The sequence below is a fragment of the Mesorhizobium sp. M1A.F.Ca.IN.022.07.1.1 genome, from assembly GCF_003997575.1.
Lineage (GTDB): Bacteria > Pseudomonadota > Alphaproteobacteria > Rhizobiales > Rhizobiaceae > Mesorhizobium.
In genome coordinates, this window is record NZ_RZST01000399.1 from 1 (window position 1) to 4789 (window position 4789).

The following is a 4789-nucleotide window of genomic DNA, read 5'->3' on the forward strand; positions in this document are numbered from 1 at the left end:
GGCAAAGACGGCGAGGACACAGAAATGTTCGCGCACTTCATCGGCGGCCTGCAGAAATACGTGCCTGAAATCATGCCGCTGTTTGCACCGAACGTGAACTCGTATCGCCGCATCCGGCCGGGCCACAGCGCGCCCGCCAATATCGAATGGTCGCATGATAACCGCTCCTGCGGCTTGCGGGTGCCAATGGGCGGGCGCGCCGCGCGGCGGGTGGAGAACCGGCTGCCCGGCGCCGACGCCAATCCCTACCTCGCCATCGCCGGCTCGCTCATCGCCGGATATCTCGGCGTCGAGGAGAAGCTGGCCCGCTCGCCGGAGGCCTTCGGCAACGCCTATCGCAGCCAGAGCACGCTGCCCAAGACCATGGAGGAAGCGCTCGACCGTTTCGCCGCCTGCGAGCCGGTGCGGGTGCTGCTCGGGGAGGATTTCTTCCAAACCTATCTGCGCGTGAAAAGCGTAGAGCTCGACCTGTTCCAGACCGTGGTGACGTCGTGGGAACGCGACCATCTGCTGCTCAAGGTGTGACCATGGCTTCGACGGGTTTCAATTCCGGTCTTGATATCGGCAAATCCTATTATGTGGCGACTGCCAATCCGGCGCCGGACCATCCGGCGCTTACCGGCGATGCAGAAGCCGACCTGGTGGTCGTCGGTGGCGGCTGCACCGGGCTTTCGGCGGCGCTCCATGCGGCCGAACGCGGCCTTAAAGTGGTGCTGCTCGAAGGCGGCAAGATCGGCTGGGGTGCCTCTGGGCGCAATGGCGGCCAGATAATCCCCGGTCTGCGCAAGGGCGCCAAGGAGTTGGTTAGGGCGTTCGGGCCGGAGCGGGCGAAGGCGCTGTTCGACCTCGCCTTCGAGGCGCGAAGCTTGGTGCTCGACATTATCGAGCGCCACGGCATCGAATGCGACTTGCGGCTGACCGGCCATCTGGTCGGCGCGGTCAACGGCTCCGACATGCGCGAATTCGAGGAGGAGGCCGAGTGCCTCGCCAAGGTGATGGACTTCCCGCATGTCGAGATCCTGTCGGCGGCGGAGGCGCGGCGCATGGTCGATACGCCTTATCTCGGTGCATCCTTCGAGACGCTCGGCGGACACATGCATCCGCTGAACTACACGCTGGGGCTCGCTGGGGCCGCTTCTGCCGCTGGCGTCACCATCCACGAGAACTCGGTCGCCGTCCGGCTGGAGCGCGAACCCTTTATCCGGGTGTTCACCGACAAGGGCTCGGTCCGTGCCAGGCATGTGGTGCTGGCCGGCGATGCGCTGCTCAACGGGCTCGAGCCGCGCGTCAACAGCCGCATCATGCCGATCGGCAACTACATCGTCGCCACCGAGCCGTTGGGCGCGCGCAACGTCATCCCGTCCAACGCCGCGGTTTCGGACACGCTTTTCGTGGTCAATTACTACCGCATGTCCGCGGATGGCCGCCTGCTGTTCGGCGGCGGCGAGCGCTATACGCCCTCGCCGCCCGCCGACATTGGCGGCTTCGTGCGGCCGCATATGGAAAAGACCTTCCCACAGCTTAGGGGGTGCCGGATCGACCATGCCTGGGGCGGGCTCGTGTCTGTGACGACGTCGCGCCTGCCGCATGTCGGGCATTATGGCGAGGTCTATTTCGCGCATGGCTATTCCGGCAAGGGCGTCATCCTGTCGACGCTGTCGGGCAAGCTGCTCGCGGAAGCGATCACCGGCGACGCCTCGCGGCTCGACCTGTTCTCGACGCTGACGCCGCTGCCGTTCCCCGGCGGCACGGCGCTGCGCGGGCCGCTCTATGTGCTCGGCATGCTGTGGTATGCGATGCGCGATCGCCTCAGGCGTTGAGCGCCGACTTTCCCGTCGGTGCCGGCGACGAATCCGGCGCGGAACTGCACGTCTTCGGCCGAAAGTCAAATCGTCGGCTCGCTAGGTGTCGCGGTTGGTCAGCGCGACGTGGCAGCAGCCGGAGCCGTGGTCCGGCGTCCAGGTCACGTTGGCGAAGCGCACGCCGGTTGCTTCGAACAGTCCGCGGTCGAAGGCGCCGGCGATGCGGCAGAGCGTGGCAAGCTTTTCGTCGCCGACGCCGGCCTCGACCCACGCATCCTTCAGCGGGCAGCGCTTCACCTTGAAAGCGATGCGGTCCGGCCCGCGCTAGACGGCGGTCGGATACATGCGCCCGCCATCCGGGCTGACGGAAAGGAACGCTTCGCCGATCGCCAGCGCATCATTGGGGCCGAAACCGGCGAAAGCGGCCGCTGCGACTTCCTGGCCGCGCTTTTCGATGGTGCGGATCATTACCGCTTCGGCCTTCTCGGCGCCAAGTTCGGCGGTCAGCTCATCGAGGAAGAGGCGATAGAGATCGCCCCTGTTGCGAAAGGCGGAGTCGAGCTCGCGCGACAGTTTTTCGGCAATGGCTGCGTCGGAGTCGGTCATGGTGTTTTGATCCTATTCAGCCTCGGGGTTGCCGCCACCAGCGCCTTGCCGACCGCCGATTGCGGGCTGGCGATGACGGTGCGGGCGTCGCCGCTCTCGGCGACCCGGCCGGCATCGAGGAGAACGATGCGATGCGCGACGGCGCGGATTACGCCGAGATCATGCGAAATGAAGAGATAGGCGATCTGTTCCTGTCTTTGCAGGTCGAGCAGCAAGTCCAGGATCTGTCCGCGCACCGAAACGTCGAGCGCCGAGACCGCCTCGTCGAGGACGATCAGCGCCGGTCGGGTGGCGATGGCGCGGGCGATCGCTACCCGCTGGCGCTGGCCGCCGGAAATCTCGTGGATCGCGCGCGCGGCAAGGCCGGCATCGAGGCCGACACGCTCCAAGAGAGCTGCGATGCGGCGCGGGCGCTCCGAGCGCGAGGCGATGCCGTGGATGCGCAACGGATCGTCCAGCGCACGCGCCACGGTGGAGCGCGGGTTAAAGGCGGCGAGCGGATCCTGGAAGACCATCTGGAGGCGGGCACGGCGGGCGCGCAACGCGGCGCCCGACAAGATAAGCAAGTCCGCGCCCTCAAATTGGATGCGCCCGGCGTCGGGCTCTAGCAGGCGCAGTACCAGCCGCGCAACGGTCGACTTGCCGCTGCCGGACGGGCCGGCGACGGCCAGCGTTTCGGCCGGGCCGATCTCAAACGAGACATCGTCGACCGCCGCAAAGGGTTTGCCGCCGTGGCGATAGCGCTTGGAGAGATTGGAGACGGCGAGCACGGTCATGCCGGGGCGCCTTGCCGGTCAAGAAGCGGCTTGGCGTCGAGGCCGAGATGGGCATCGAGCAGCGTGCGCGTATAGGCATGGCGCGGCGCGTTGAGGATCTGGTCCGTGTCGCCCAATTCGACCAACTCGCCATGACGCAGCACCGCGATGCGTTCGGCGAGCGTGGCGGCGAGCGCGATGTCGTGGCTGATGAAGGCGAGCGTCAGGCCGTCCTCGTTGACCAACCCGCGGATCAGGGAAACGATCTCGGCCTGGACGATGGTGTCGAGCGCGCTGGTCGCCTCGTCAGCAATCAGCAGTTTCGGGGCGGCGGCGATGGCCGCGGCGATTGCAACGCGCTGCTTCTGGCCGCCGGACAGCTGGTGCGGATAGGCGCGCAAGACGGCTTCGGAGTCGGGCAGGCGGACGCGCTCGAGCAGGGTTTTGGCTTTGGCATAGGCCTCGCGCCAGGTGAGGTTGAGATGCGTGCGTGCGACCTCGGCGATTTGCTTGCCGACCGGCATCACCGGGTCGAGGCTGGAGGAGGGGTCCTGGAAGACGAAGCCGATGTCGCGGCCACCTAAGGGCTGAAAATGCGAAGCTGTCACGGAGTGAGACGATCGAGGTTTCTGCCACTCGATCGAACCTCCAACCTCGGCCGCTTCCGCCAACAATCCCGCAACCGCCAGCGCCAGCGTGCTCTTGCCCGAGCCGCTCTCACCGATGATCGCAAGGCGTTCCCCGGCTTCCACATCAAGGCTGATGCCCTTCAGCGCCGTTACCTCGACGCCGTCTCGCCGATACCGCACGGTCAGATCGCGGATCGAAAGCAGCGCAGTCACGACAGGCTCCTGCGTACCGCGGTGCTTTCCACCACGCCCTCGCCGGCGAGGTAAATGCCGAGAACGGTCAGCACCAGCGCGATACCGGGAACGATCGACAGGAAAGGCGCGGTGCGCAAGACAGTGCGGCCTTCGGCGATCATGCCGCCCCAGGTGACGCGGTTGGGATCACCGAGGCCGAGGAAGGAAAGCGCTGCTTCGGTGAGGATGGCGGCCGCGACGATCACCGAGGAAAGCGCCAGCACCGGCGGCAGCGCATTGGGGAGCACCTCGCGAAAGGCAATCTCGAGCGGATGCATGCCGATGACGCGAGCGCCGGCGACATAGTCGCGCTCGCGGATCGACAGGACTTCCGCGCGCGCCACCCGCGCCGGCCCGGTCCAGGCGCCGAGCGCGATGGCCGCGATCACCACTCCAAGCGAGGGGCCGACGATGCTGACGAAGGCCAGCGCCAGCAAAAAACTCGGCACGGTCTGGAAGGCGTCCGTGATGCGCATCAGCACCTCGTCGATCAGGCCCCCGGCGAAGCCGGCCAGCGTGCCCACCACCGCGCCGACCAGAAGCGCAGCGGCGGCCGCCGCTAGTCCAACCGCCAGCGAGGTGCGCGCGCCGTGGAAAAGTTCGGCCAGCACGTCGCGGCCGAGCCGGTCGGTGCCGAGCGGCAGCGACCAATTTTGCAACGGCGGCAGCAAGGCCGGGCCGGCAATCGCTTGCGGGTCGCCCGGAAAGAGCAGCGGCGCTGCCAACGCGATCGCGACGAGTAAGGCGAGGATGAGTGCGCCGG

At 66.9% G+C, this 4789-nt stretch carries 6 protein-coding genes and 1 pseudogene; 2 read left to right on the plus strand and 5 right to left on the minus strand.

The window, feature by feature from the left end; all coding sequences use genetic code 11:
* Together EOA75_RS28870 and EOA75_RS28875 are read left to right on the plus strand one after the other, a co-directional pair.
* A pseudogene (locus EOA75_RS28870) lies at window positions 1-525 on the plus strand (glutamine synthetase); the annotation flags it as partial.
* A gap of 2 nt (window positions 526-527) precedes the next feature.
* Window positions 528-1820 carry an FAD-binding oxidoreductase gene (locus EOA75_RS28875; protein WP_164747622.1) on the plus strand — a complete coding sequence of 431 codons (1293 nt, stop codon included), beginning with the start codon at window positions 528-530 and terminating at the stop codon, window positions 1818-1820.
* Window positions 1821-1901: 81 nt separating this feature from the next.
* On the opposite strand, the gene EOA75_RS35305 is transcribed toward EOA75_RS28875, so the two are convergent.
* From EOA75_RS35305 to EOA75_RS28895, 5 genes are all read right to left on the minus strand, one after another.
* On the minus strand, window positions 1902-2111 hold the full coding sequence (locus EOA75_RS35305; RefSeq protein WP_281058583.1) for an L-2-amino-thiazoline-4-carboxylic acid hydrolase: 210 nt from the start codon (window positions 2109-2111) through the stop codon (window positions 1902-1904).
* 15 nt (window positions 2112-2126) lie between these two features.
* Window positions 2127-2408 carry a hypothetical protein gene (locus tag EOA75_RS35310; protein ID WP_245466770.1) on the minus strand — a complete coding sequence of 94 codons (282 nt, stop codon included), beginning with the start codon at window positions 2406-2408 and terminating at the stop codon, window positions 2127-2129.
* Complete coding sequence (locus EOA75_RS28885; RefSeq protein ID WP_127325758.1) at window positions 2405-3184, minus strand: ATP-binding cassette domain-containing protein; 780 nt, start codon at window positions 3182-3184, stop codon at window positions 2405-2407. Before EOA75_RS28885 ends, EOA75_RS35310 begins: the two co-directional genes overlap by 4 nt.
* A complete protein-coding gene (locus EOA75_RS28890) occupies window positions 3181-4005 on the minus strand; it encodes an ABC transporter ATP-binding protein (RefSeq protein WP_127325759.1) in 825 nt (274 codons plus the stop codon). Before EOA75_RS28890 ends, EOA75_RS28885 begins: the two co-directional genes overlap by 4 nt.
* On the minus strand, window positions 4002-4789 hold a 788-nt coding region (locus EOA75_RS28895), incomplete at its 5' end, for an ABC transporter permease (RefSeq protein WP_164747623.1). The genes EOA75_RS28895 and EOA75_RS28890, both read right to left, overlap by 4 nt.

Bases quoted from the DNA above. Each gene is read 5' to 3' on its own strand.
- EOA75_RS28875 (WP_164747622.1), top strand. From the start codon at position 528: ATGGCTTCGACGGGTTTCAATTCCGGTCTTGATATCGGCAAATCCTAT.
- EOA75_RS35310 (WP_245466770.1), bottom strand. From the start codon at position 2,408: ATGACCGACTCCGACGCAGCCATTGCCGAAAAACTGTCGCGCGAGCTC.
- EOA75_RS28885 (WP_127325758.1), bottom strand. From the start codon at position 3,184: ATGACCGTGCTCGCCGTCTCCAATCTCTCCAAGCGCTATCGCCACGGC.